A 23930-nucleotide genomic window follows, 5' to 3' on the forward strand; every position below is an offset into this window, starting at 1 on the left:
TCACCTGCCCTGCAGGATCAGCAGGTTCAGCGCGGCGCGGCGCGCGGTATCTTCTAGACCGACCCGGCGCAGGGTTGCCATGGCTGCTGTCAGGTCGACCAGATTTCCCCGCGATCCATGGGCAAACAGGACCATCGTCTCCAGAAGCGCCTCACCGAGGCGGCCTTCGTCCAGCATGTTGCTGATATCGGTTGGCACCGGCGCCGCCCATGCAAACCCCTCTGCGATGGCATCCGCCAGCGGCGAAGGGGAGGGCGCGCGCCCCGGATCACCCTGAGCCAGCGCAGCCAGAAACTGACTTTCTTCAGAATTGTCCGGAGCCGACAACGCCGCTGTTTCATATAGATCTGACAGCAACAGAATGCGCCACCGCAGATCCTCGGCCGCGGGTTTCTGTAGTTTGACCTGAGAGAGGCGCCCGGCGAAAAGTTCAGCGAATGGCACTTCCAGGCCGATATTGCGCATCTGGTTCCAAACCACCGGCAGAGCTTTGGCGATCTTTGCCGAATTGCCAGAATCAAGTGCATTTTCGAACCGCTGTATCGACGATACCCGGTCCCATACGGCTCCAGACGCAGCCGGAGACCGTTCTGTATAGAGCCCCAGCAGTTGATTTGGCGTTAGCGCCCCAACGCGTGTCAACCGTTCCGCGGCTTCGACCTGAGCCTTCCAGCCCGCAACATCCCGCAGATCCGCATTTGCGAAGACGCGGGGCAAAGCAGCCGAGGGCAAACGTTCGCCAATAGCTTCGAACAAGCGGAACATCAGGGGCGAGGGGTCGTCCGGTTGCGGCAGATACTCGGCGTCTTCGTACAGTTCAGGGCTTAGAAACCTGTCCAGAACCTCCAGCTCTTGTGGTGCTAGAACCTGTAGGGCATGGGCTGCCTCAAGCGTGAGAGCGGCCGAGTCCCAATCCCCACGCCGGGCCTTGCAGAAAATCTGAGCGGCATAGTCCCGTGACAAATGCGGCTGAGCAATCAGCGCCGTGCAACTGCGATCTTCATCCCCGGTCAGAAGGGTGGCGTCGAACCAGCGTTGAAACCGGTCAAGACTGTTCGTCGGGCCTGCCAGCTGTACCAATGATTGCGTGGGGTCCGCAGCGCCAAGATGCATGAGGCGGTCGAGCCGCGCCAAAAGCAAAATCTCTTCCCCTTTACTGGACGTCGGTGCCCGAGCTTCGGTTAAAAGCAACGTGAACAGCAAACGCTGCATTGCAGGGTTGTACTTGACCGGGACGCTTTCGATCAGTTCGGACAAGCGTTGGGGATCGCTGTTCTGCCACATGTCGACAGGCAATCCTGTGACAGTCGAAGCAACCAGGCCCAGGGGTTGTGACAATGCCTGAAGCGGGGTCACAAGAACATCGGGCTGACCGCCGGGCTGCGCCACGGGTGGCTCAAGCAAAACCGTCCCCGGAAGGTTTTCCGGAGGATTGGCCAGCCATTCAATAACAGAAAGGGGTTCCTGCTGCGCCTGCGCTGTTCCTGCAAGAAACAGTGCAACCACCGCCACTTTATTCGACATTCAGTATTACCGGCTCCCTGACCTCGCTTTGCGGCGCAGAGAAATCTGCACCAAAAAACTCACCCAGGTAGACATATCCCACCAGCCCGATGAAACACAGGCAAATCAGATATATCAGGAACTTGATCAGACGGCCCATGGTCAAACGCTGCCTCAATTTTCTCTTTTGACCAAGTTATAACTGGCATTTTTCCTAAGATCACGTCATTCACGATGAAATGAGCGAAATTAAGCATAACACCCATGCGGCATCTGCCGTTTCGGACTATACACTGCACAAAACAGTGGTGCTTGTAGGTATGATGGGGGCCGGAAAGACCGCCGTAGGCCGCGCTTTGGCCGCTCGGTTGGGGGTTCCTTTCCTCGATAGCGATGCCGAAATCGAATCAGCGGCCAACATGACCATCCCCGAGATATTCGAGCGTGATGGCGAAGCCTTTTTTCGCAGCAAGGAAAGCCAGGTCATCGGGCGGCTTTTGGTCGAGGAAAAAGGTATCCTTTCTACTGGCGGCGGTGCCTTTATGACTGAACAAAACCGCGACATGATCACTCAACGCGGGGTGTCCGTTTGGTTGCGCGCCGATTTGGGTGTCTTGTGGAACCGCGTTCGCCACAAGGATACGCGCCCGCTTTTGCGCACCGAAAATCCGTTTGCGACCCTTCGTGCATTGTACGATCAGCGTGTTCCGATCTATGAACGCGCCGATCTGGCGGTTTCCTCCGACGGGGATGTCTCGATTGAAGATATGGTAGAGCGTGTCGTCAAAGCTCTGATGACGCGACCTGATGTTTTGGAACGGAAATAGATGCACCAAACCGTACATGTTGAGCTTGGGGATCGGTCCTATGATGTTGAGATCGGCCCCGATCTGCTGGCGCAGGCCGGTCAGCGCATAGCGCCTTTGCTACCGCGACCCAAAGTAGCGGTTCTGACCGATGAAAACGTGGCGAGCCTGCATCTTGACGCGTTGCGGGATGGGTTGGCCAGCGCAGGGATCGAAATGTCCGCATTGGCGCTGCCCGCGGGCGAAGCGACCAAAAGCTGGCCGCATTTTGAGCGTGCGGTCGAATGGCTGTTGGCCGAGAAAATCGAGCGGCGTGACGTGGTGGTTGCGTTCGGAGGTGGGGTTATAGGTGATCTCGCCGGATTTGCCGCGGCCGTTTTGCGCCGGGGCGTACGGTTTGTTCAGATACCAACTTCGCTGCTTGCGCAGGTCGACAGTTCGGTCGGCGGCAAAACCGGGATCAACGCACCGCAGGGCAAGAACCTGATTGGCGCATTTCATCAACCCTCACTGGTGCTGGCGGATACTTCGGTTCTGGGCACAATGACCGACAGGGATTTCCTGTCCGGTTATGGTGAGGTCGTAAAATACGGGCTGTTGGGGGATGCGGCATTCTTTGAATGGCTCGAGGGCCATGGCCCCGATGTCTCGGGCGGGGATATGGCCGCGCGGGTTCGGGCCGTCACCCGATCCGTTCAGATGAAAGCCGACATCGTCGCTCGTGATGAGACCGAGCAAGGGGATCGCGCCCTGCTGAATCTCGGGCATACGTTCTGTCATGCGCTTGAGGCTGCTACCGGGTATTCTGATCGTTTGCTGCATGGAGAAGGCGTTGCGATTGGATGCGCACTGGCATTCGAACTGTCGGCGCGACTTGGATTATGTTCGCAAGAGGACCCAAGCCGGGTTCGGGCACATCTGCGTGCGATGGGCATGAAAACCGACATTTCCGATATCCACGGGGATTTGCCCGACGCCGAAGCGCTGGTCGAGCTGATGGCGCAAGACAAGAAGGTTATCGATGGCCAACTGCGTTTCATTCTGGCCCGAGGCATCGGGCAGGCATTTGTCACGTCGGATGTTCCGCGGGATGCGGTTTTGAGTGTCCTCAAGGACGCGCTGGGTTGATCAACGTCCGCGAATGATCATTAACTCGCCAATATTTTCACGGGTAATATAGCCGACCATTTGATCTGACCGCGTGCAGACGGCAACTGCGGGGGCACCCCCGTGGAACTGTTTCAGAACCGCTTCCAACCCGCTGCTCAGGGTCACTGTCGGGATATCCTCAACCATGATTGAACTGGCCAATTCTGACCGGGGAATATCTTTGGCGAGGGCAGCAAACAGCCGGTCGCGCGTGACAAAGCCCTGCAGTTTCCCTGTTGCGTCCAACAATGGAAATTCATGCTGAGTGGTGTGAATAACTGCTTGAGCGGCGGTCGCAAGCGTGTCGGTTGGCGATAGGGCGTGAAACTCGGTGATCATGGCGTCGCGGGCCAGAACCTGACGCGCCACTGATCGCATTGCGACGTCCTGGCTTTCTGCATTGGCGGCAACGAATACAAAAACCGCGATCAGAACCAACAACGGATTGCCTGTGCTTAGCCCCAGAAACCCCAATCCTACCGCCACTATCTGACCGGCAAATGCGGCAATGCGCGTGGCCTTGACCCGATCCATCCTCAGGCAGAGCAGTGCGCGAAAAACGCGTCCACCATCCATCGGGAATGCGGGGATGAGATTAAAGGCAGCCAGAAGAAGGTTCACATAGGCGAGGCGGTTCAAAAGCCCGGTCTCGGGTGAATCAATATTGGCGAGTGTTTCAAATGGCATTCCTGCGCCCAAAAAGACGAGGATGATCCAGATGACGACGTTTACCGCAGGACCGGCCAAAGCCACCGATACCTCTTGCATGGGGTTCTCTGGCATCCGTTCCAATCGGGCAAGACCGCCGATCGGCAATAAAGTAATGTCCGGAGTTTTTATGCCATAGCGCCGCGCCATCAGCGCATGACCAAACTCATGCGCGACCACACATGCAAAAAGGGCAAGCACGAAAATCAGATTCCCGATCGTGGCCTGCATCCCTCCGGTAGAATAAGCAGCGAATCCAACCCATGCCAACAAGAGGAAAAAGGTGACATGGACCTTCAGTTCCGACCCCAAAAGTCGGCCGAGCGAGAAGGACCATGTCATGATGTGTCTCCGGTGTGCTTAGAACGGAATCTCGTCGTCGTCTATTCCACCAGATGCGGGTGCCGGGGCGCTGGATTGTCCGCCATAGGGGTCACCATAGCCACCACCTGCCTGGCCGCCACCGTAACCGCCGGATTGACCACCGCCACCGCCGCCGCCTTCTCCACGCGCATCCAGCAAAGTCAGCTCGCCGCGATAGGGGCGCAAAACCACCTCAGTGCTATAGCGGTCCTGACCGGACTGATCCTGCCACTTGCGGGTTTCCAGCTGACCTTCGATATAAACTTTGCTGCCCTTGCGCAGATATTGCTCGGCAATGCGGGCCAATGGTTCTGAAAAAATCGCGACCGAGTGCCATTCTGTCCGCTCGCGGCGTTCGCCGGTGTTGCGGTCTTTCCAGGTCTCGGAAGTGGCGATGCGCAGATTGCAGACCTTGCCACCGTTCTGGAACGACCGTACCTCGGGATCACGCCCCAGATTTCCCACCAGAATGACCTTGTTGACAGAACCCGCCATGTATTTCCCCGTTCTTAACTGACTTGAGTGCGCCCGAATCTGGCGCTGTGTATTTCTGAGACCCTATACGCCCTGAACCATGGTTGGAACATGGATCATGAGAAATGAACTGGTCGGGAGTTTGCACATAGAAAATTTACCATGCTTTCATTATTGGCTGAAATACATATACTCACTCGGGTTCGTGACAGTGCGGGACAGGCATTAATGCGTTTCAGATTTGGTTTTTTATTGGTTCTATGCTTTGCGTTGACCTGTGGACTCGCTGCGGCGGATACGCTGTCTACCAAAAGCCGTAAGGATATCTTTCTGAAGCAATCCAAATATTTGGACGGCCGTGCGGCCACCCAGTACCGCGATTCAGATCGGTTGAAGCCTAAGACGCCTCAACCACAATTCAGTAAGCGATATTCCGGCAACTATCGGGGTGAGTACCTGGCGATGGCGCGGCAAGCGGCTCGTAAACACGATGTTCCCGAAGAACTGTTCCTGCGCCTTGTTCAGCAGGAAAGTGGATGGAATCCCCATGCCGTGTCACATAAAGGCGCCTTGGGTCTGGCCCAGTTGATGCCCGGGACCGCACAATTATTGGGCGTGAACCCGCGCGACCCGAAACAGAATCTTGAAGGTGGAGCCCGGTATTTGTCCTGGCAATTCCGCAAGTTCAAATCCTGGCGGCTTGCGCTGGCCGCCTATAATGCCGGACCTCAGGCTGTTGAAAAACACGGTGGCGTACCACCCTACAAGGAAACCCAGAATTACGTGAAGGTGATTTGGGGCGGTTAGGCCACCCGATGAATTGCCGGATCAACAGGTGATGCGGCTTGGCCAAATTAGCGCGTTCAGTGACAGGCTGCTTGCGGTCGTGTCGCTTAATTAGGGCGCCGGAACCACCTTACCGACGCCCTTGTTGCGTACCCAATCCCATTACTCAGCGGCGATTTTTATGACGGGTTCCATACGTGCCAGGATGTCGTCTGCCAGATGGCATTTGACCTGATGACCGTCTGCCAGGGTTTTCACGGGTGGGACATCTCTTTCGCAAAGACCGTTGGGGACTTCGGACTTCCAGCGACAGCGGGTCTGAAACGGACAGCCAGGAGGCGGGTTCATCGCTGATGGGATGTCGCCTTCCAAGACGATGTGCTGCTTCTCGACCGAGGTATCGGCGATGGGGACTGCGCTCAGCAGGGCTTCTGTATAGGGGTGATAGGGCGGCGCAAACACCTGATCAGTGGTGCCCAGCTCGACCACATGGCCCAGATACATCACCATCACCCGGTCGCTGAGATAGCGCACGATCGACAGGTCGTGGCTGATGAACAGCAGTGTGGTTTTGTGCTCGCGTTGGATCTCCATCAGCAGGTCGGTTACCGCCGCCTGCACCGATACATCCAGCGCCGAGACCGGCTCATCCGCCACCACGATCCGCGCATCCCCGGCAAAGGCCCGGGCGATGCCGACACGCTGTTTCTGACCACCCGACAGCTGTCGAGGCATCCGCTCGGCAAAGGCGCGGGGCAGTTTCACCAAGTCCAACAGTTCGAGCATCCGCTTCTTGCGCTCGGCTTCGGACTTACCGACGCCAAAGATTTCCAGAGCGCGGATGATCTGACGGCCCACGGTCATCGAAGGATTCAACGTGTCGAATGGATTCTGGAACACCATCTGAACCTCGCCCACCGTCTTGGCGTCGCGCTCTTCGATGGGCACGTCCTCGATATTGCGGTTGTCCAACAGGATCTGCCCGTCCGTGGCCGTCTCCAACCCCATAAGAACTTTGGCAAAGGTGGATTTGCCGCAGCCGGATTCGCCCACAATGGCGAGTGTCTCGGATTCATGCGCCTCAAAGCTCAGCGTTTCGTTGGCTTTGACTACCTTAGCTTCGCCGCCGCCGAACAGTGCATTTGCCGCAACCTCATAGTATTTCTTGAGATTTTCCATCTTTAGAACAACGCGGCCAATCTCACCTTTTTCCTTTTGGTCGGCCAGGGTGATGGGCGCGTTCCAGTCGATCTCCTGAAATTTCAGACAGCGGGTATGATGCCGGTCATTGCCTGGCACGGCCTCCATCAGAATGTTCTGCGCGTCACAGCGACCTTCCTCGAAATAGTCGCAGCGTGGGCCAAAGTTGCAGCCCGGAGGGCGCTCATGGGGCAGGGGGAAATTGCCCGGAATGGCCACCAGCGGGCGCGCGTTCTTGTCCGCACCCGGCAGTGGAATCGACCGGAAGAGCGCCTGCGTATAGGGGTGCTGCATTTCGTCGAACACATCCTTGATTGAGCCGCGCTCGACCGCTTCGCCGGAATACATCACGCACAGCCGGTCGCAGGTTTCCAGCACCAGCCCCAGATTGTGGCTGATGAACAGCATAGAGGTGCCGTATTTCTTGCCCAGATCCTTGACCAGCTCGACCACCGCGGCCTCGACGGTCACGTCAAGCGCGGTGGTGGGCTCGTCCAGGATCAGCAACGATGGCTTGGACATCAGCGCCATCGCGATCACGATGCGCTGTTGCTGGCCTCCCGACAGCTGGTGGGGGAAAGAATTCAGCATCCGTTCAGGGTCGGGCAGGCGTACATCGGTGACCACTTCCAGCGCACGGGCATAGGCCTCGTCCTTGCTGACGCCCTCGTGGATCATCGGTACTTCCATCAGCTGCCGACCGATCTTCATCGCGGGATTCAGGCTGGCCATAGGTTCCTGATAGATCATGGCTATTTCATTGCCGCGAATATCGCGCAGTTCTTCGGCCGTCATCTCGGATAGGTCACGACCCTTGAACTTGATGGATCCGCCAACAACACGCCCGTTCTTGCCCAGATCCTGCATCACGCCCAACGCAACGGTGGATTTCCCGCACCCCGATTCCCCAACCAGCCCCACAGCTTCACCAGGCTGCACGCTGACCGAAAAATCCATCACTGCAGGGATCTCGCGCAACCGCGTGAAAAACGAAATCGACAGCTTGTCGATCTCCAATATCGGGCCCTCATAGGACGCAAGTTTGGTCATCTGTGTTGCTCCTCACCAGATCCCGGGGATCCCCTTCATCTGGCCAAAAATACCTCGGGGGTCCGGGGGCAGGGCCCCCGGCCGCTCATACATCAGTCCTTCAGACTTTCTTCGCGCAGGCCATCAGCCAACAGGTTCAACCCAAGAACCAGTGTCAACAGCGCCAGCGCAGGTGGCAGGGCAGGGTGCAGATAGATCGACAAGAGCTTGCGCCCTTCATTGATCGTCGACCCCCAATCGGGACTTTCGGGTGGTAGCCCGAGGCCAAAGAATCCCAAGGTTCCCAAAAGGATGGTCGTATAGCCAATGCGCAGACAGAAATCGACGATCAGCGGCCCGCGCGCATTGGGCAGGATTTCCCAAAGCATGATGTACCATGGACCTTCACCACGGGTTTGCGCTGCGGCAACATAATCGCGGGTTTTGATGTCCAACGCCAGGCCACGCACGATGCGGAATACCGTGGGTGAGTTTACGAAAACCACCGAAACGAACACGACCAGAATGCCGCCGGGGATATTGAACAGGTCCAGATAGGTGGGCAGTCCCCAGATGTTGTAGCTGTTGGTTTCGATGATGTAGCCGTCTGTTGAAATCAGAGATAGATAGAGCCACATCGCGATGCCCAACACTCCGATCAGCAAAGGTGTGCGGAAATTGGGCCGCGTATAGAACCGCGAATTCAGCAGGACGCAAAGAAACAGGATCGGAAAGACGAACAACACGGCTGCCATATAGTTCGGCACACCGGTTGCCACGATCTCGGGCGTGACCAGCAGATAGAACAGCAGGATTACCGGGAAGGCCAGGATCAGGTTTGCCAGGAAGGACAGGAACGTGTCCAGACGTCCGCCATAAAACCCCGCAGGCAGGCCCAGAGTAATCCCGACCATGAAGGCAAATATGGTTGCCATCGGTGCGATCTGCACCACGATCCATGCCCCTTTGACCATCCGGCTGAACACATCGCGGGCCAGATTGTCCCCACCCAGCAGATACCAGGAATATGTTCCGTCCTCGGTGCTGGGCATTGGAGTTCCGGGCAACTTGTTCTTCATACCTGAAACTTGCGCCAGCGGATCATGCGTGACGATCAGGTCCAGCGCACCAAAAATGCCGGTAAAGACCCAGAACATCACAAGGCCAAAACCGATCATACCGATGGGGCTGTCGAACAGTTTGCCGTAAAGGCCAAGCTTGCGCTTGAAGGCGATCGACATTGCAAACAGGATGATCAGCGACATCCAGACAGGTAAAAACTGCCGAGAGATCGCTCCGATAATCCCGGCGCTTGTCCCCATCAAAATGCCAAGCACCACATATGCCAGACACAGCGCAACGCAGGCGAAAAAGCTGTATCTTAGCGCGATCTGCGTCAGGCCGCGCAGGCCGGTATCTGCATTGATTGTGCCGTCGATATTCACGACGACCGGCGTTTCGGGCAACACGATGCTGCCCAAGATCCAGACGATGATTGATACCCCTAGTGCACCCAGTGCGATCATCAGCAAGGGGTTCAGAATGGCGATAGAGCCGGTCCAGGTAAGTGGTTCCATGTTCTGTCCCTCCTTACGAAATTCGGATGCGCGGGTTGAGGTAGACATAGCCGATATCCGAGATCAGCTGCGTTACTAGCACCACAAAGACCGACACTACCGAAATCGCCAGCAGAAGCTGGATGTCGTTATTGCCTGCTGCCTGAACCAGCGCCCAGCCGAAACCTTTATAGTTAAACAGGGTCTCGACGATCACCACGCCGTTCAGCAGCCAGGGAAACTGCAGCATGATGACTGTGAACGGTGCGATCAGCGCGTTTCGCAGCGCGTGCTTCATAACGATATTCGGGAAGGAAACACCTTTGAGCCGCGCGGTACGGATATATTGCGCCGTCATCACCTCGGTCATCGAGGCGCGGGTCATACGAGCGATATAGCCCATCCCGTAGAGAGCAATAGTCAGTACCGGTAGGAAGAAGTTTTCAAAGGTTGGGTTCTCCATCGCCTGTGTCGCGGTGCCTTTGAACCATTTCAGGCCAACGGCGGACGAAGTGAAGATCGCGATAAAGATCACGCCCGAGACATATTCCGGGGTCGCTGTCGTCGTGATGGCGAATGTTGAAAGGGTCCGGTCGGTGGCCGATCCTTCTTTCATACCCGCCAGAACCCCAAGGATCAGCGCCGAAGGGACCATCAGCAACATAACCCAAAGCATCAACCGACCGGTCAGGGCCAACCGGGTGCCAACAACTTTCGAAACTTCCTCTTTGAAAACGGACGAGTATCCCCAGTATCCCTGCAGGATGCCACAGAAGCTTGGCGAGCTTTCTGCGGTTTCACCGGGCAGGATACATCTTCCTTGTACGCTGCCGTCTTCGTTGGTGTGCCGATAGGATGGCAGCACGCCCAACCACTCGCCGTATTTGATCGGCGTCGGCTGCAGATACCCGTTTTTCCGAAGATAGCTTTCAACCTGTTCGTCGGACATACGAAAATTGCCCTGCGTTTTCGCAAGCTTTTCGAGGTTTGGATACAGGTTGGTGAGGAAGAAGACCAAGAATGTCAGGCACAAAGCTGTGATGAGCATGATGCCGACACGCTTTAGAATGAATAGTCCCATATTAGCCCCTGTTGGTGGCCAGTGCAGGTGTCAAAAGCCCCACACTTCGCTGTTTTTTGGTCGCCACGATACGGACGAAAAAGCCGCGCCCAATCGGCGCGGCTTGTATCTGTCGGCTTAGGAAAGAACGCCGAACTTATAGATTTGTGGCAGGTCGGCGATGTGCTTTTCAACCCCAACCATATTATCGCGGTGGTGACGCATCGCCGTCCGCCAATAGGGTTGGATGGTCACGCCTTCTTCGATCATGATCGCCTGCAGCTTGGCCATGACTTCGCGACGCTTGTCGACATCCGCGATCGAGTTTGCCTCGGCCAGAAGCGCGTCGAACTCGTCATTGGCGAAACCAGCCTCGTTCCAGGCTACACCCGATTTGTAGGCCAGCGCCAGAACCTGCGTGCCCAGCGGGCGGTGGTTCCAGTTGGTCGACGAGAAGGCGTATTTCGTCCAGTCGTTCCAGAAAGTCGAACCCGGAAGAACCGTATGACGTGCCTTGATGCCAGCATCGTTCAACTGAGCTACCACGGCCGCGGTCGTGTTGCGGCGCCAGTCGTCGTCGATGGACTGAACCTCATGCTCGAAGTCACCCATTCCGGCCTCGTCCATCAGCGCTTTGGCCGCTGCGGGATCAAAGGGCAGGCGGGTTACAGCGGAATCATGTTCCGGGTGCATCGGGCCAACATGGCAGTTGTCGGCAGGAATGCCGTATCCCGACATGCCCAGCTCCAGGCAGACGGCGTTGTCGACGGCCATGGCCAGGGCCTGCCGCACACGTTTGTCGGCGTAGATCTTGTTGCCGTCGGCATCTTCGGCCAGCTGGTTCGGGCGGATGACGATTGTAAAGCCCGATGGAATCTCGGACCGTGTCAGGCCGATGCTGTCAAAGATGTCTACGAATTCGCCGACCGACTCCCAGTTCATGTCGATCTCTTCGGCCTCATAAGCAGCCAGGAAGGCCGCAGGGTCGGTGCCGTAGTCGATGAATTCGATCCGATCGATATAGCCACCTTTGCCCGCAGCATATCCCCACCAGTCGTGCTCTTCATTGCGGACCAGTACACCCTTTACGCCCACTTCGTGGCTTTCAGGGATCATGAAGCCAGTGCCAATCGGGTTGGCCAGCATATTGTTGGGATCGTGGCTGCTGTGCACGATGGCTGCGGGGTAGTCGGCCATACCAGGAATGATCGTGATATCGGGCGTGTTGCAAGTCAGCTTGACCGTGTGATCATCGACCACAGTGATTGCACCTTCACCCGCTTTCTGGGTTGCCTCGTCAACCAGGGATGACATGCGCGATGCCATCGAGTTCCCCTCGACTGCCGCGTCACACCACATTTCGATATTGCGGGCGACATCCGCTGCGGTGAAGTCATCACCATTGTTCCACTTGACGCCTTTGCGAACGTTCAGCGTGTGCTCAGTCGCGTCATCGTTGGATTCCCAGCTTTCCAGCAACATCGGCTTGAACGAACCGTCATTGTTGTATTCGACCAGATATTCCAGCCATCCAGCCGTGAAGGTCGCAATTTGCGTCCAGTCATAAGTACGTGGATCTTTCAGGGCGCGCACTTCCATCTGATAGCGGATAGTTCCACCGCGCGGTGGCTCTTGTGCTTGTGCCGGAGACGCCAGGCCGATCATTCCATAGGCGGCGGGGACGGTAACCCCCAATGCCGTCACGCGCGCCAAAAACTCGCGGCGGCTTAGTTGCCCGTCGCGGTACTCTTGCGCGTGCATTTCCGCGGCACGATGGATCGGCGCTCCGGTAATGGTTTGGTGTTTCATTAATGTCTCTCCCTGTGACATCGATTTTGATGAAGTAGCTCTGAACCGCTCAGACCGGTTGGTGTCAGGCAGCAGGTTCGTGTGTTTTTTTTTGGATATGCAGCATCCCCATGGCGTCATTCGGCACCAGATTTCCCATGAGGTCAATGTCGGAAATCGTCATCAACTGCACAAAAGCGACATTTTGAGGCCGAAGTTTCCGTCATCGCGGATGCTTAATCTGTGCTCCGGGTAATTCAAATAAGTGACCGCCAATCAGATTCGATCACTTCGAACCTGCGGCTGTTGTCTTGAAAATGTGTTTGTAACGACCTTAAGTATCACTTTGATAAATCAGCGCGAATCCAGTTTCTCATGCGTGCGCGAAACCACGTGCGCTGACGTTTGGCAAATTGACGGGTCGAGATTGTGGCACGCTCGCGCGCGTCATCCAGTGTGATACGGCCTTCAAGATAGGCTACCAACTCGGGAACGCCGATGGCCTTGAAAGACGGCAGCGAGGCGTCATACCGGTTTCGCATCGCCTCAACTTCTTCCAAAGCACCACTTTCCAGCATCAGGTCAAACCGGCGCCTGATCCGATCCAATAGCCATTCTTTGTCGACATCAAACACAATGGGCACGGCGTCTTGCGGGTTCAGGACCGGAGGAGGGGTGTCGGCTTGCCAGTCCCGCAAGCTGCGCCCGGTGGCTTGCTGAACTTCCCACGCGCGTTGAACGCGGGCGCGATTCCGGGTGTCAATCCCGGCCAGGGTTTTAGCATCGACCCCATCAATCAGTGTAGCTAGGTCCAGTTGATCCGCGGCAGCCCGAACTTTGGTCGGAGTCGCCGGGATATCGGCCATACCTTCGGTCAGGGCAGAAAAATACAAACCTGTACCGCCCACAATGATGGGGCGCTTTCCGCCGGACAGCAATGGCTTGACCTCGCGCAACCAGTGGCCAGTCGAATAGTCCTGATCATAAGGCACATGACCATAAAGCAGATGCGGCGCGCGGGCTTCTTCCTCGGCGGAGGGACGCGCCGAGATCACGCGCCAGCAATCATAAACCTGGCTTGCATCTGCATTGACGATCACGCCGCCGAACGTTTCGGCGATCTTCAGCGCCAATGCTGATTTCCCCGATGCGGTGGGCCCAGCGATCAAGACGGGTTTGTCGTCAGGAATAGGGGGAAGGCGGTCCCAAATCTGCGTCATCTTGGCATTGGCCATTCAGGTTGCCTCATTCCTTATGATCCGCATTGAACCCGCGGAGCTTTTGCTTCATTTTGCGCCGGAATTAAACCCGTGCCAGCCCGGAGCGCAATATGACCCTTTCCCCCACAACCGACACTGTCGATACGACCAAGGCGAAATACAGCCGTGTGATGCTGAAGATTTCGGGCGAGGCGCTGATGGGAGATCAGGGTTTTGGCCTGCATCCCCCCACCGTTCAGCGCATCGCGCAAGAGGTAAAGTCGGTGCATGACCTTGGGGTCGAGATCTGCATGGTCATCGGCGGTGGCAACATCTTCCGCGGCCTCAGCGGTTCAGCCCAGGGGATGGAACGGACGACGGCGGATTACATGGGTATGCTGGCTACGGTCATGAATGCGCTTGGCATGCAATCGGCGCTTGAGGAGGTTGGCGTATTTACTCGTGTGATCTCGGCCATTCGTATGGATGAGGTTTGCGAGCCTTACATCCGCCGCCGCGCTGTGCGGCATCTGGAAAAGAAACGGGTCTGCATCTTTGCCGCTGGAACAGGGAATCCGTATTTCACCACAGATACCGCAGCGACACTGCGCGCCAATGAGATGGCTTGCGAGGCGATCTTTATGGGTAAGAACGGCGTGGACGGTGTCTATGACAAAGACCCCAAAGAACATTCGGATGCGGTGCGTTATGACTCGGTCAGCTACGATGACGTGTTGGCAAAGCGGCTGAAAGTCATGGATGCATCGGCCATTGCGCTAGCGCGCGACAATAACCTGCCTCTGATCGTATTCGGATTGGATGAGCCGGGCGGTTTCCGCGGTATCCTGGCCGGTGAGGGAACCTACACAAAAGTTCAAGGCTGACACCCGAACGGTACTCATTTTCAAGGCTGGGCATGATTGCCCGGCTTTTTCTTTGGTTCAGGGCACAGTGTTCTTGACGATGGCAAAAGCTGTGGGCAATTTGTCAGCGTACTTGCGCGGCAAAGGCGCAGGTTCTGCGGGCACCTGAACGTGTCGGCTGGGCTGGAAGACCTGCCATGATTTCTGAGGGTTCCGAAATCATGCTCGGGCACCTCTTGGATAGGCAAGCATGATCAAGGAGGCACGTGCCATGAGCACTCTGGATATCAATTTCGTTCGGTCGCAGTTCCCAGCTTTTTCCGAACCCAGCCTAAAGGGACAGGCATTTTTCGAAAATGCTGGTGGATCATATACTTGCAAGCCGGTGCTTGATCGTTTGACGCGCTATTACACCCAGCGCAAGGTTCAGCCCTATGCCCCCTATGATGCCAGCCGTCTGGCCGGAGAGGAAATGGACGAGGCCCGCGCCCGGATGGCTGCGATCATGGGTGTGGATGCAGATGAACTGAGCTTTGGCCCGTCGACCACGCAGAACACCTATGTTCTGGCGCAGGCATTCCGACAGTGGATGCAGCCGGGTGATGCGATTGTCGTGACAAATCAAGATCATGAGGCCAATTCGGGGCCTTGGCGCCGTCTTGCTGATGAGGGCATAGAGGTTCGCGAATGGCAGATAGACCCCGAATCCGGGTCTCTGAACCCGCAGGATCTTGAGGACATTCTGGACGAAAAGGTGCGTCTGGTCTGTTTTCCACATTGTTCGAACGTGGTCGGGGAAATCAATCCGGTTACCGAGATAACTGCGATTGCACATGCGGCTGGCGCGTTTGTCTGCGTCGACGGTGTCTCTTACGCGCCGCATGGATTTCCGAATGTCGGTGATCTGGGACCGGATATCTATCTGTTTTCGGCGTATAAAACCTATGGTCCTCATCAGGGGTGCATGGTGATCCGCCGGGCATTGGGTGAGCTGTTGCCCAATCAGGGGCACTATTTCAACGGCGATGTTCTTTATCAACGCTTTACCCCTGCAGGGCCGGATCACGCACAGATCGCCGCCAGCGCGGGAATGGCGGATTACGTCGATCTATTATGCGAACATCATGACGGACCCGGAACTGGTGCTGCAGCGCGGGGGGCGTTTGTCCACGACCTGATGCGCGGGCACGAGATCGCCCTGCTACAACCGGTTCTGGATGCGGTTAAAGATCGCAATGCAGTCCGTCTGATCGGAACCTCTGATGCCTCGCGGCGTGCGCCAACGGTCGCGCTGGCGCTGAACCGAAATGCTGAATCTGTTGCTGCCAATCTTGCCTCGCATGGGGTTATGGCCGGTGGCGGCGATTTCTATGCCGTGCGTCCTTTGCAGGCCATGGGTGTGGATCTGGGTGAAGGTGTTTTGCGAGTCAGCTTTACGCATTACACATCGAAACGGGAAATTGATCAGCTTTTGAATGCGTTGGACGCAGTTTTGTGATCCAGTTCTGACACTGCTGCGTAGAAAGGTAAACAATACGGAGCAGTCATGGGACCCAAGAGCCCGCCGATAATTATGTGGTTCCGACAGGATTTGCGACTGTCGGACCATCCTGCACTCAGCGCTGCTTCGGCAACGGGGAGGCCAGTTATTCCGGTCTATATTTTCGACGATCTCGGGCAGGCCTTGGGTGCGGCTCCTAAATGGCGCCTCGGCAATGGCCTTGAGGTGTTTGACCGTGCGTTGGCGCAGTTGGGAAGCCGTCTGATCTTGCGGCGCGGGGATGCATTGGAGGTTCTGCAAAACCTGATCAAGGAAACCGGATCCACCGAGGTCTATTGGTCTCGGGCTTACGATCCGGACACGATTGCCCGAGATACAAGGATCAAGACGGCTCTGACCAAATTGGGCGTACAGCCCAAATCGTTTTCCGGGCACCTGCTTTTTGAGCCCTGGACCGTCCAGACCAAGACCGGAACGCCTTTTCGCGTGTTTACACCAATGTGGCGATCGGTACAGAAACGCGAGGTTCCATTCCCACATGCGCGACCCGCCGCGCTGACCGCGCCGAAGGAATGGCCGCATACAGATACTCTGGAGTCGTGGGAAATGGCCGCGGGAATGCACCGCGGGGCATCAGTTTGCGCCCGCTATGTACAGCCAGGGGAAGACGCAGCGTTCAAAACGCTCCATCGGTTCTTGGAACGGCTTTCGGGGTATCCCGAAGCCCGGGATCAGCTGGCCGAGGAAGGAACGTCGGGCATTTCCGAATATCTATCGCTGGGTGAGATTGGACCGCGTAGCGTCTGGCACGCCCTTCAGGGCGCAGAGATGTTCGGCATGTCCGGTACCGAAGCCTATTTGCGGCAGTTGGTTTGGCGTGAATTTGCCTATCATTTGATGTTCCATACGCCTCATTTGTTAAGCAACAACTGGAAACCGGAATGGGATCAGTTCCCTTGGGGCCAAAACGCCTCTAGCCCCGAGATCATTGCTTGGAAGCAGGCAAGGACAGGCATTCCCGTGGTCGATGCTGGGTTGCGACAAATGTACGTCACGGGTCGCATGCACAATCGCGCACGGATGATTGTCGCCAGTTATTTGACCAAACATCTGATGGCGCACTGGAAAATCGGTATGGGCTGGTTTTCCGATTGCCTGACCGATTGGGATCCGGCCTCAAATGCGATGGGTTGGCAATGGGTTGCTGGGTCCGGCCCAGATGCGTCCCCGTTTTTCCGTATTTTTAACCCCGAGGCGCAGCAAAAAAAATATGATCCCTATTGCGACTATGTGCGGAAATGGGTGGCCGAAGGACAGTCAAACCCGCCCTCAAGCGCACTTGATTATTTTGAAGCCATTCCCTGCAAGTGGGGTCTTGATCCGTCTGCGCCATACCCAAACCCTGTTGTGGGTTTGGCCGAAGGGCGCGCGCGCGCCTTGTCGGCCTACGAGGGCCGAAAAAGCCGGTAAAGAACTGAAAACTTGCCAGAAACACAAACTCGTTTTAGCCTTCTACAACAACCGCACAGGGGAGAGCGGATGGTTCTAACTACAATCGAAGGGCAGACAGACCTGCCAAGATATTTTGCACATGTTCTGAATATGCTGAACCAGATGGAGCAGGGGCAGCTTGATATTGCCTTGCCAGACGGTCGTGTATTTCGAACCGAAGGCAAACGCCCTGGGCCTGTCGCACGGGTCGATATTCACAATCCGGACGTATTTGCACGACTTATCCGGGAGGGTGAGCTGGGGTTTTCAGACGGATATCTGGAAGGCGATTGGAGCACACCAGATCTGCGTGCCTTCATGGATCTAGTGCATCTGGGTACCGAGACCGTGTACGACGATTTCACCGGGAAATTTCTGGTACAGGCCTATGAACGCCTGCGCTTTTGGTTGCATCGAAACAACCGTCGACAGGCTAAAAAGAATATCTCTTATCATTACGATTTAGGTAATGAATTCTATGGGTTATGGCTAGATGATACCATGACCTATTCCAGTGCCTTGTTCGAAACCGGACAGGAAAGCTTGGAAAAGGCACAAACCGCTAAATACGCCAGTCTGGTTGATGAAATGGGTGCCAAACCCGGTGACCATATTCTGGAAATTGGCTGCGGATGGGGTGGTTTCGCCGAATATGCAGCAAAAGAGCGTGGCCTGCGGGTCACAGGCTTGACGATCAGCAAGGAACAGTTGAGCTTTGCCCGTCAACGCATTGAAAAAGAAGGACTTACAGATTTAGTTGATCTGAAGCTGCAGGATTATCGTGACGAACGGGGCCAATATGACGGGATCGCCTCTATTGAGATGTTCGAGGCAGTTGGTCAGAAATATTGGCCGGTCTATTTCGACACTATCCGTGATCGCTTAAAACCTGGCGCACAGGCAACCTTGCAGATCATTACCGTCGGCGATCATCGCTGGGATGTGTATAAGAATGGTGTTGATTTCATTCAGAAATATATCTTTCCGGGGGGGATGCTTCCGGCTCCGACAATTCTGCAGGAGCAGGTGGAGAATGCGGGTCTGACCGTGGTGAAGTCAAAAGAATTCGGCAAAAGCTATGATCTGACACTGCGCCGCTGGTACGAGACGTTCAATGACAAATGGGACGAGATTTCGGGAATGGGGTTTGATGAGCGTTTTCGCCGCATGTGGAATTATTATTTGACCGCTTGCGGCGCGGCCTTTGACACCGGCAACTGTGATGTGACACAGATCACCATAGCGAAACCTACTTAGTAAACGGACCTTTAGAATGCCCAGCGCCTCACGTCTTGTCGCAGCCCTTTGTCTGGCGGTGGTGGCATTTCTGGTTTCCAGCATGATCATAGCAAATGGTGAAGAAGGCAAAAGCTATGGCTACTTCACTGTCGTCAACATGGCCCTTGGGGTCGCGTGTGGTTGGAAAATCATGGGTAAACGGACCGGCAAGGGGTGGACCGCTGCCGTCAATAACGGACTGACAGGCATTGCCTCGCTGGTGTTTTGGGGTCTTTTCGTTCAGGGCACCTATGAGATGTTCCGCTTGGCCATGCGCCACCGCTATGACGGCCCGTTCGAGGCCCTTATGGCGATATTCAAGATTGGCGTTGGCTATGGCGAACAGTTGTTAGCTCCGGAAATTCTGTGGACTTTGGCTATTGGCGCTCTTATCGCCGGTTTGGCGACGGAAGAAGCAAGCCGCCGCTGGCGCTAGTACCCAAACACCAACGCGAGATACCCTTGTGAACGATCTGTTTTTCTATGGCACGCTTCGGCATCTGCCACTGCTGCAACTGGTGCTTGGCCGTCCGCTGTCATGCCTGACTTTGTCAGAGGCCAAGCTGAAGGATCACGCGGTTTACGGCGTGCGCGACGAGGCATTTCCGATGATCAAGCCAGAACGTGGGGCCGTTGCGGATGGCCTTCTGGTTCAGGGCCTCGAACCCGAGGATTTCAGGCGACTGATTTTCTATGAAGGGGGGTTTGATTATGATCTGCAGCGGCAGCCCGTTGAATTGCCCGATGGCTCTGTTGTCGAAGTCAGCGTGTTCTTTCCCGAGCCTGACCTGTGGTCGCCCGGTGAGCTATGGTCCTTGCAGGACTGGGCAGACGCGTGGGCGGATCTGACCCTAACCGCCGCGCAAGAGGTCATGGGCTATTACGGCAAGGCCGATGCCGTCAAGATCGCGCGCAGTTTTCCGTCGATCCGAACCCGCGCCTGGGCCAAGCTGGCTGCGCGCAAACGCGGAACCGGTGACGCGCGTGATCCGAAGAAGGATGTGCTCGTACACGAGCATACCCATGCCTATATTGACTATTTCGGCATGCAGGAGGTTCAGCTTCAACACCGCCGGAATAACGGCACAATGGGGTCGGTGCTGAACCGCAACGGCTTGATGCAGGGCAGTGCTGTGGTGGTTCTGCCATATGATCCGGGGCGTGATGCGGTGCTTTTGGTTGAACAATTTAGGACGCCGGTTTTCCTGATCGAAGACCCCGAGCCGTGGATGTGGGAACCCGTTGCAGGCATGATTGACCCCGGTGAAACGCCGCAACAGGCTGCGCGGCGTGAGGCGATGGAAGAGGCCCAGATCAGCCTCAAGTCGCTTGAATTTGCCGGAGAGGCCTATTCGTCCAGCGGATCGTCCACCGAATACGTCTATCTTTACGTAGGGTTGGCCGATCTTGAGAAAACGATAGACGATGGCGGGTTGGCCTCGGAAGGTGAGGATATCCGCACCAAAATCATTCCCTATGCTCAGTTCATGGATCAAGTCGACGGGCATGGGTTCAAGGATTTGCCGCTATTGTCACTGGCGCATTGGCTGGCTCGGAACAGAGACAGGCTGCGTGGGGCGTGATCGCGGCTTGTGGTTGTTGCGTAGCATCTGTAAATCTTCGTTGATACGTAAAGAAATGAGGGCGCCATGCGCATTGCGAAAGACCTTGCCGACGCAGTAGGGAAAACTCCATTGATCCGGCTGCGCCGTATCAGTGAGGAAACCGGGTGTGAAATTCTTGGCAAGGCCGAGTTCATGAATCCTGGTCAATCGGTCAAGGACCGTGCCGCTCTTTATATCATTCGCGATGCCATAGCACGGGGCGACCTGAAACCTGGGGGCACCATCGTTGAAGGCACCGCTGGAAACACCGGTATCGGTCTGGCGCTTGTCGGGGCGTCGATGGGCTTCAAGACCGTGATCGTGATCCCGGAGACCCAGTCCGAAGAAAAGAAAGACATGCTGCGTCTTGCGGGTGCACAGTTGGTTCAGGTCCCGGCAGCGCCGTATCGCAACCCGAACAACTTTGTACATTACTCTCGCCGTCTAGCTGAAGAACTGGCGCAGACGGAACCCAATGGCGCAATCTGGGCCAATCAGTTCGACAACGTCGCCAACCGTCAGAGCCATGTCGAGACCACCGGCCCCGAGATCTGGGAGCAAACCGGCGGTAAGGTCGACGGCTTTGTTAGTGCGGTTGGTTCAGGTGGCACGTTGGCCGGTGTGGCCGAGGCCCTGCAGCCCAAAGGCGTCAAGATCGCATTGGTCGATCCGATGGGGGCCGGGTTGTATTCCTATTACAAAACCGGTGAGATCGCGATGGAGGGAAGCTCGATCGCGGAAGGTATTGGGCAGGTGCGGATCACCAAGAACCTTGAGGGGTTCAAACCGGATTTCGCCTATCAGATGACGGATAACGAAGCGTTGCCCTATATCTTTGACCTTCTGCGCGACGAAGGTCTGGTCATGGGCGGATCGACCGCCATCAACATGGCTGGCGCCGTGCGCCTGGCCAAGGATCTGGGTCCGGGCCATACCATTGTTACCATCCTGTGTGATTATGGCACGCGCTATCAATCCAAGCTGTTCAACCCGGAATTCCTGCGCGAAAAAGAATTGCCTGTTCCTGATTGGATGACCGAGGCGCCGCGTAGCATTCCGGGCGTTTTCGAGGACGTATGATGTTGCGGCAGGTCCGCCTGTTTCTGGCCCTTGTTTCACTTTTGTTTGCAGTTCTGTCTGGTCCTGCAACGGCACAGCTTTCGGATCGGCAAAGTGACTACTATCAGGGTTGGGTGAAAACGGCGGATCGGGCCGAAGATGTGATCGAGGCCAATCGGGCCTCGAACGCTTCGCTGGAAAATCTGCGATCGGAAATTCATACCTATCGAGATGTTTTCAACAGCGCGCGTGGTGCAAATACCGAACGTATCCAGACCCTGGAAAGCCAGATCAAGGCTTTGGGTCCCGGACCGGAAGGTGATGCAACCGAACCGGAAGACATTGCTACGCTGCGTTCACATCTTGAAAACCAACTGAACGCGCTGCGGGTGCCGCATATCATTTCCGACGAGGCCTTCAGTCGCGCCAACGGACTGATCGCAGAAATTGACCAGATCCTGCGAAATAGGCAGAAAAAAGAGCTGTTGGAGCGCGGCCCATCGCCACTGAACCCCAGCTATTGGCGGCCAGCCTGGGTTGACCTGACTGAAGCGGGCCGAAGCCTTTTCAACGAGGCTGTGCAGAACTACCAAACGGACGTGGTGCATGAGCAGCTTCGCAAACAGGGGCTTGGAATTCTTTTGCTGGTCTTTGTGGCCATTGTTTTGCTGGGCTATGGAAAACGTTGGTCCGAGGCTGCTGGGAACTATCTGCGTACCATAGGGGGGCAGGGAACTGGCGTATGGACATTCCTGACATCGCTGTTTCGGATAATTCTGCCATGGCTGGGTGTTTTGTTGCTGGTAAAAGCCGTCGTCCTGACGGGGATATTGGGATTGCGGGGAACCCTTCTGATACAAAACGTACCGTTCTGGGCGGCCATTGTTCTGTACTACGACTGGATTGGTCGTCAGGTCTATGTAATGCAGCAGGCGCGGGGTTTCAGAAAGCTCTCGCCAAAGCGGATCACCGAGCTTCGAATCTACCTGGATCTGCTTGCCGTTTTTCTCATTTTGCATGATCTTGGGAACCTTTTCGAACAGATCGAGAATACTTCGGATGCGACGCGCGCGGTTGTGGGCTTCCCAGTTATTCTTGCAACTGCTCTGGTTCTGTTGCGTGCGCGGCAGATACGGCTTGCCGAGGTGCAGGCAGAACCTGATGGCAATGCCCGTGGAACCGGGGTCATCCAGCTGGTCGAATTCTTGCGCCGAGCATTGTTCCTGTTGGGAGTTGTCAGCCCAGTTCTGGCCGCCATCGGTTATAACAACGCTGCTGAGGCCATTGTTTTTCCAGCGGTAAAATCGTTGATCCTGATTGCCGCACTGATCATCCTTCAACGATTCCTGACTTCGGTTTATGGATTGATAACCCGCAAGGGTGAGGCAGCCCGAGACACATTGTTTTCGGTTCTGATTGGCTTTGCCATGGCCATTTTGGCCCTGCCGGTTCTGGCGCTGATCTGGGGCGCACGCGAGACCGATTTGTTAGAGGCATGGTCGCGGCTTCTTTTGGGATTCGACATTGGGGGCGTGACAGTCTCGCCCAGTAATTTCTTTACTTTTCTGGTGGTTTTCCTGATCGGATACGGACTGACACGCGCCCTGCAGGGTGGGTTGCGGACCTCTTTGCTACCAAAGACGAGCATTGATCCCGGTGGTCAAAACGCGATTGTTTCAGGGACGGGGTATGTCGGTATCTTCCTGGCAGCCTTGGTCGCCATCATGGTTGCGGGTTTCGATCTGTCGTCCCTGGCCATCGTGGCCGGGGCGCTCTCTGTCGGGATCGGATTTGGTCTGCAAACCATTGTCTCGAACTTTGTGTCTGGCATTATTCTTTTGGTCGAACGCCCGATCTCAAAAGGCGACTGGATCGACGTAAACGGGATGATGGGTTATGTGCGCGACATCTCGGTACGCTCGACCCGGATTGAGACCTTCGATCGAACAGATGTCATTGTCCCAAACTCGGACCTGATCAGCGGTGTTGTCACCAACTATACCCGTGGAAATACGATCGGACGCGTCATTGTCCCGGTCGGGGTGGCCTATGGTACCGATACCCGCGTAGTCGAGACAATCCTGGGCGAAATCGCCAACGCACATCCGATGGTATTGGCGAATCCGGCACCCAACGTTGTGTTTCAGGGGTTCGGTGCGGATTCTCTGGACTTTGAAATCCGCGCCATTTTGCGGGATGTGAATTGGGTTCTTTCGGTGAAGTCCGACATGAACCATGAGATCAATCGCCGCTTTGTGGAAGAGGGGATCGAGATACCGTTTGCTCAGCGTGATGTCTGGCTGCGAAACCCCGAGGCTCTTCAATCGTCAGATAACGCGCAAATGCCCCCATCTGAGCCTGTTTCAGAGGCAAAAGCGCCCCCGGCCTCTTCGCCCGCCGAATTGACCGAGGCTGATCTTTCCGACGGTGATGGTGACGAACCCTGAGGCAAGTTCGGGCCTGAAACGAGCCAGAGAATTTTACACTAATCGGGCCTTGCAAATCCCCAGGCG

Annotated in this window: 20 protein-coding genes; 11 read left to right on the top strand and 9 right to left on the bottom strand. The window is 56.0% G+C overall.

Translation table 11 applies throughout. From position 1 onward, the window contains the following. Positions 1–1524 carry a hypothetical protein gene (locus AC2FH8_RS01160; RefSeq protein ID WP_271946686.1) on the bottom strand — a complete coding sequence of 508 codons (1524 nt, stop codon included), beginning with the start codon at positions 1522–1524 and terminating at the stop codon, positions 1–3. Continuing rightward, positions 1514–1663 (bottom strand): hypothetical protein, encoded by a 150-nt coding sequence (locus AC2FH8_RS01165; protein ID WP_185956616.1) that lies wholly within the window; start codon positions 1661–1663, stop codon positions 1514–1516. Before AC2FH8_RS01165 ends, AC2FH8_RS01160 begins: the two co-directional genes overlap by 11 nt. 79 nt (positions 1664–1742) lie before the next feature. Here AC2FH8_RS01165 and AC2FH8_RS01170 point away from each other — a divergent pair, with 79 nt between their 5' ends. Next, positions 1743–2330, top strand: a complete 588-nt coding sequence (locus AC2FH8_RS01170) for a shikimate kinase (protein ID WP_281994724.1) — start codon at positions 1743–1745, stop codon at positions 2328–2330. Next, entirely contained in the window at positions 2331–3437 is a 1107-nt protein-coding gene (aroB, locus tag AC2FH8_RS01175; RefSeq protein WP_496687722.1) for a 3-dehydroquinate synthase, read from the top strand. Here the strand turns inward: aroB and AC2FH8_RS01180 are convergent, their stop codons facing one another. After that, positions 3438–4508 carry a site-2 protease family protein gene (locus tag AC2FH8_RS01180; protein ID WP_496687725.1) on the bottom strand — a complete coding sequence of 357 codons (1071 nt, stop codon included), beginning with the start codon at positions 4506–4508 and terminating at the stop codon, positions 3438–3440. Positions 4509–4526: 18 nt separating this feature from the next. Next, the gene (ssb, locus tag AC2FH8_RS01185) at positions 4527–5024 is read right to left on the bottom strand and encodes a single-stranded DNA-binding protein (protein WP_142634245.1); all 498 of its coding nucleotides are present in this window, start codon (positions 5022–5024) and stop codon (positions 4527–4529) included. A gap of 207 nt (positions 5025–5231) precedes the next feature. On the opposite strand from ssb, the gene AC2FH8_RS01190 reads away from it, so the two are divergent. Next, positions 5232–5810: a lytic transglycosylase domain-containing protein gene (locus AC2FH8_RS01190; RefSeq protein ID WP_496687729.1), complete on the top strand. Its 579-nt coding sequence runs from the start codon at positions 5232–5234 to the stop codon at positions 5808–5810. Between the two features lie 141 nt (positions 5811–5951). Here the strand turns inward: AC2FH8_RS01190 and AC2FH8_RS01195 are convergent, their stop codons facing one another. From AC2FH8_RS01195 to miaA, 5 genes are all read right to left on the bottom strand, one after another. Next, positions 5952–8039, bottom strand: coding sequence for a dipeptide ABC transporter ATP-binding protein (locus AC2FH8_RS01195; protein ID WP_496687732.1), 2088 nt, complete (start codon positions 8037–8039; stop codon positions 5952–5954). Positions 8040–8131: 92 nt separating this feature from the next. Continuing rightward, positions 8132–9595, bottom strand: a complete 1464-nt coding sequence (locus tag AC2FH8_RS01200) for an ABC transporter permease (RefSeq protein WP_496687735.1) — start codon at positions 9593–9595, stop codon at positions 8132–8134. A gap of 13 nt (positions 9596–9608) precedes the next feature. Continuing rightward, entirely contained in the window at positions 9609–10655 is a 1047-nt protein-coding gene (locus AC2FH8_RS01205; RefSeq protein ID WP_496687738.1) for an ABC transporter permease, read from the bottom strand. Between the two features lie 117 nt (positions 10656–10772). Beyond that, positions 10773–12443 carry an ABC transporter substrate-binding protein gene (locus tag AC2FH8_RS01210; protein WP_142634235.1) on the bottom strand — a complete coding sequence of 557 codons (1671 nt, stop codon included), beginning with the start codon at positions 12441–12443 and terminating at the stop codon, positions 10773–10775. Positions 12444–12763: 320 nt separating this feature from the next. Next, on the bottom strand, positions 12764–13657 hold the full coding sequence (gene miaA, locus AC2FH8_RS01215; protein WP_281994721.1) for a tRNA (adenosine(37)-N6)-dimethylallyltransferase MiaA: 894 nt from the start codon (positions 13655–13657) through the stop codon (positions 12764–12766). Between the two features lie 95 nt (positions 13658–13752). Here miaA and pyrH point away from each other — a divergent pair, with 95 nt between their 5' ends. The 8 genes from pyrH to AC2FH8_RS01255 all read left to right on the top strand — a co-directional run bounded on the left by pyrH (position 13753) and on the right by AC2FH8_RS01255 (position 23864). After that, complete coding sequence (gene pyrH, locus AC2FH8_RS01220) at positions 13753–14505, top strand: UMP kinase (protein WP_142634233.1); 753 nt, start codon at positions 13753–13755, stop codon at positions 14503–14505. Positions 14506–14755: 250 nt separating this feature from the next. Then, complete coding sequence (locus tag AC2FH8_RS01225; RefSeq protein WP_496687742.1) at positions 14756–15982, top strand: aminotransferase class V-fold PLP-dependent enzyme; 1227 nt, start codon at positions 14756–14758, stop codon at positions 15980–15982. A 48-nt stretch (positions 15983–16030) separates the two neighbouring features. Further along, a complete protein-coding gene (locus tag AC2FH8_RS01230; protein WP_496687745.1) occupies positions 16031–17455 on the top strand; it encodes a cryptochrome/photolyase family protein in 1425 nt (474 codons plus the stop codon). Positions 17456–17524: 69 nt separating this feature from the next. After that, positions 17525–18733, top strand: a complete 1209-nt coding sequence (locus AC2FH8_RS01235) for a class I SAM-dependent methyltransferase (protein ID WP_496687748.1) — start codon at positions 17525–17527, stop codon at positions 18731–18733. Between the two features lie 16 nt (positions 18734–18749). Beyond that, positions 18750–19190, top strand: a complete 441-nt coding sequence (locus AC2FH8_RS01240; protein WP_142634225.1) for a TrgA family protein — start codon at positions 18750–18752, stop codon at positions 19188–19190. 28 nt (positions 19191–19218) lie between these two features. Next, positions 19219–20337, top strand: coding sequence for an NUDIX domain-containing protein (locus AC2FH8_RS01245; RefSeq protein ID WP_496687751.1), 1119 nt, complete (start codon positions 19219–19221; stop codon positions 20335–20337). A 66-nt stretch (positions 20338–20403) separates the two neighbouring features. After that, a complete protein-coding gene (locus AC2FH8_RS01250) occupies positions 20404–21438 on the top strand; it encodes a cysteine synthase A (protein ID WP_142634220.1) in 1035 nt (344 codons plus the stop codon). After that, positions 21438–23864 (top strand): DUF3772 domain-containing protein, encoded by a 2427-nt coding sequence (locus AC2FH8_RS01255; RefSeq protein ID WP_282027444.1) that lies wholly within the window; start codon positions 21438–21440, stop codon positions 23862–23864. The genes AC2FH8_RS01250 and AC2FH8_RS01255 overlap by 1 nt, the downstream gene beginning before the upstream one ends. Positions 23865–23930: the final 66 nt, after the last annotated feature.

This window comes from Ruegeria sp. CDSC025, assembly GCF_059610805.1.